Raw genomic sequence first — 3,473 nt, 5'->3', positions numbered from 1 at the left:
GTGCCGGCCGCCGCGGAGGATCGCCGTCGCGCCCGCAGGCGGCGACGGTTGCGTCCCGGCGCCGGCCGCGCGACAACGCGGGCAGCTTCCCGCGCTCATCCGGAACACCACAGACGTGACGTCCAACGCCCCGGCGAATCCCCGAAAGACGTTCGGTCTCTCGACCGCGATCTCCTACCCCAACGGCGCGCCCCATATCGGACACGCCTACGAGGTGATCGCCGCCGACGCGATCGCGCGCTTCCACCGGCTCGACGGCTACGACGTGCTGTTCTCCACCGGGACCGACGAGCACGGGCTGAAGATCCAGCAGGCCGCGACCCGGGCCGGCACCACCCCGCGTGCCTACGTCGACGGCACGGCCGCCCGGTTCCAGGCCATGGCCGACCGGATGGACTGCGCCTACGACCGCTTCATCCGCACCACCGAGCCCGGCCACTACGCCGCCGCCCAGGAGATCTGGCGGCGGATGGAGGCCAACGGCGACATCTACCTCGACAAGTATGCCGGCTGGTACTCGGTCCGCGACGAGGCCTACTACGACGAGTCCGAGACCCGGCTCCTGGAGGATGGCAGCCGCCGCAGCCTCGCCACCGACACGCCGGTCGAGTGGATGGAGGAGGAGAATTTCCTTTTCAGACTGTCGGCCTACCAGGACCGGCTGCTCGACCTCTACGCGGATCAGCCGGACTTCATCGGGCCGGACACGCGCCGGAACGAGGTGGCGAGCTTCGTGCGCTCCGGCCTCAAGGACCTCTCGGTCAGCCGCACCAATTTCGACTGGGGCGTGCCGGTGCCCGGCCACCCCAACCACGTGATGTACGTGTGGGTCGACGCGCTCACCAACTATCTCACCGTCACCGGCTTCCCCGACGCGGAGAACCCCCAAAAAAGATTCTGGCCGATGGACCTGCACGTGATCGGCAAGGACATCGTCCGGTTCCACGCGGTCTACTGGCCGGCCTTCCTGATGTCGGCCGGGCTGCCGCTCCCGAAGCGCGTCTTCGGCCACGGCTTCCTGCTCTCCAAGGGCGAGAAGATGTCGAAGTCGCTGGGCAACGTCCTCGACCCGTTCGAGCTCGCCGACACCTACGGGGTCGACCCGGTGCGCTACTTCGTGCTGCGCGAGGTGCCGTTCGGGGGCGACGGCAGCTACAGCCACGAGGCGATCATCGGCCGGATCAACGCCGATCTCGCCAACGATCTCGGCAACCTCGCCCAGCGCTCGCTCACGATGGTCGCCAAGAACTGCGACGGCGCGGTACCGGATCCGGGCAGCCTGGACGCGGCCGACACGGCCCTGCTGGCCCAGGCCGACGCCCTGCCGGCACGGGCCCGGACCCTCATGGGCGAGCTCGCGCTCCACACCGTCCTGGCCGAGATCTGGGCCGTGGTGGCCGAGGCCAACCGCTACTTCGCCGCCCAGGAGCCGTGGAAGCTCCGCAAGTCCGACCCGGCGCGGATGAACGCGGTGCTCTACACGACGCTGGAATCCCTGCGCGTCTTCGGCATCCTGACCCAGCCCTTCGTGCCGGGGGCGGCGGCCAAGCTCCTCGACCTGCTGGCGGTGCCGGCCGACCGGCGCGGCCTCGCCGATGTGGGGGCGGGGGGCCGGCTCGTCCCCGGCACGGCGCTCCCCGCCCCCGCGCCGATCTTCCCGCGCTTCGAGCGCCCCGAGACTCCGTCCGCTTGAAGGCCCCTGCCGCTTGAAGGACCCTGCCGCCCGACGGCCCCGAGACCCGATGCTCATCGACAGCCACTGCCATCTCGACTTCCCGGACTTCGCCGCCGACCTCCCGGGCGTGATCGCCCGCGCCAAGGCCGCGGGCGTCGCCGGCATGCTCACGATCGCCACCCGGGTCGCCAAGGCCGACACCTACCGGGCGATCGCCGAGGCTCATCCCGAGGTCTGGCACACGGTCGGCACCCATCCCCACGGGGCCGCCGAGGAGCCGGACGTCGCCGCCGAGACGATCGCGGGCCTCGCCCAGGCCAGCCCGCGCTGCGTCGGGATCGGCGAGGCGGGCCTCGACTACCACTACGCCGACGCCGCCCCCGAGGCCGTGCAGGAGCGGGTGCTGCGCGCCCATATCGCGGCGGCCCGGCTCTCCGGCCTGCCGCTCGTGATCCACGCCCGGGACGCCGACGACCACATGGAGCGGGTGCTCGCCGACGAGATGGGCCGGGCGCCGTTCCGGGCGGTGCTGCACTGCTTCTCGTCGGGGCGGCGGCTGGCGGAGGCGGGGGTGGAGCTCGGGCTGTACGTGTCCTTCTCGGGCATCGTCACCTTCCGGCGCTCGCACGACCTGCGCGACATCGCCAGGGCCGTGCCCCTCGACCGGATCCTGGTGGAGACCGACGCGCCGTTCCTGGCCCCCGAGCCCCACCGGGGACGGACCAACGAGCCGGCCTACACGGCCGACACCGCCCGGTCGCTGGCCGGGACCCTGGGGCTGACCGCCGAGGACTTCGCCCGGACCACGACGGCGAATTTCTTCACCTTGTTCGACAAGGCCGCCGGAACGCGCCCGGGCGCTGCGTGACGAGTCGGAGCGGGAGATCCGGATGGCGAGCCTGACCCTGCGCATCCTCGGTTGCGGCTCGTCCGGCGGGGTGCCGCGGGTCGGCAGCGGCTGGGGCGCCTGCGACCCGGCGGAGCCGCGCAACCGCCGGCGGCGCTGCTCGATCCTGGTGGAGCGCGCGTCGGGGGCGGGGCGGACCACGCTCCTGGTCGACACCTCTCCGGACCTGCGCGAGCAGCTCATCGACGCCGGCGTGACGCGCCTCGACGGGGTGCTCTACACCCACGCCCACGCCGACCACACCCACGGGATCGACGACCTGCGCCCGCTGGTGATCGCCATGCGGGCCCGCATCCCGGTCTACGCCGACGCCCTGACGCGGTCGCTGCTCACGGCCCGGTTCGGCTACTGCTTCGAGACGCCCCCCGGGAGCGCCTACCCGCCGATCCTCGACCTGCGCGACCTCGCCGCCGGCCGCGACCTCACCCTGGAGGGGGAGGGGGGCGCGGTCACCGTGGAATCGCTCCCGGTGGAGCACGGCAACGAGGCGGCCCTGGGCTTCCGCTTCGGCGCAGCCGCCTACATGCCCGACGTCAGCCTGATCCCGGAGGCGAGCCTCGCCCGGCTCCGCGGTCTCGACCTGCTGATCATCGACGCCCTGCGGGACACCCCGCACCCGACCCACTTCTCGGTCTCGGACGCCCTCGCGCTGATCGAGTCGGTCCGCCCGCGCAGGGCGGTCCTCACCAACCTGCACACCGATCTCGACTACGGCGCCCTCGCGGCGCGCCTGCCGGAGGGCATCGTGCCCGCCTATGACGGCATGACCCTGAGTCTCGAGGCCTGAGCGCACCCGACAGGAGCGCGAATCGGGCGTCACACGGCTGTCGTCCTCGGAGTCCAAGAAAATCGGCTTTCCGGCCAACAAGCCTGTTGACGGCCGGGAACCGT

3 protein-coding genes are annotated in these 3,473 nt (G+C 72.1%); all 3 read left to right on the top strand.

From position 1 onward, the window contains the following. Positions 1-115: 115 nt before the first annotated feature. From metG to ACLBYG_RS31465, 3 genes are read left to right on the top strand one after another with little or no spacing between them, the layout of a single operon-like run. Positions 116-1,693 (top strand): methionine--tRNA ligase, encoded by a 1,578-nt coding sequence (gene metG / locus ACLBYG_RS31475; RefSeq protein ID WP_331298137.1) that lies wholly within the window; start codon positions 116-118, stop codon positions 1,691-1,693. A 49-nt stretch (positions 1,694-1,742) separates the two neighbouring features. After that, positions 1,743-2,543 carry a TatD family hydrolase gene (locus ACLBYG_RS31470; protein WP_091683122.1) on the top strand — a complete coding sequence of 267 codons (801 nt, stop codon included), beginning with the start codon at positions 1,743-1,745 and terminating at the stop codon, positions 2,541-2,543. A gap of 22 nt (positions 2,544-2,565) precedes the next feature. Next, complete coding sequence (locus tag ACLBYG_RS31465; RefSeq protein ID WP_100253890.1) at positions 2,566-3,369, top strand: MBL fold metallo-hydrolase; 804 nt, start codon at positions 2,566-2,568, stop codon at positions 3,367-3,369. The last annotated feature ends 104 nt before the right edge of the window (positions 3,370-3,473 follow it).

This window comes from Methylobacterium sp. D53M (genome assembly GCF_053345625.1).
Note: the sequence above shows the minus strand (reverse complement) of the source record. Positions and strands in the feature narration are given on the sequence as shown.

Excerpts from the sequence above, each read along its gene's own strand:
- ACLBYG_RS31465 (WP_100253890.1), top strand. The coding sequence starts at position 2,566 with ATGGCGAGCCTGACCCTGCGCATCCTCGGTTGCGGCTCGTCCGGCGGG.
- ACLBYG_RS31470 (WP_091683122.1), top strand. The coding sequence starts at position 1,743 with ATGCTCATCGACAGCCACTGCCATCTCGACTTCCCGGACTTCGCCGCC.